1 protein-coding gene is annotated in these 234 nt (G+C 36.3%); it reads right to left on the reverse strand.

The window, feature by feature from the left end; translation table 11 throughout:
* Window positions 1–234, reverse strand: a 234-nt coding sequence (locus tag SB724_RS21860) for a hypothetical protein (RefSeq protein ID WP_410573178.1), incomplete at both ends; no start/stop codon positions are given.

The raw sequence follows: 234 nt of genomic DNA on the forward strand, positions 1-234 counted from the left end.
TTGCCAAAACGATATTTAAACACTTTACCTTCATTTTCCGGTGCTGCCGGATCTTTCACAACCAGAATATTTGCCCAATAGCTGGTTTTGCGTTTAACCAGGCTATATTCTTTATTATCGGTATTATACAGATCATTTTTACTAATATACTGACACACCGGACAAGAATCATAATCGCCGTGGGTACTACTACAGGTTTCAATATACCATTTGCCATTTTTTTTAAAGCCATGA

This window comes from Bacillus sp. SIMBA_031 (assembly GCF_046535225.1).
GTDB classification, from domain to species: domain Bacteria; phylum Bacillota; class Bacilli; order Bacillales; family Bacillaceae; genus Bacillus; species Bacillus velezensis.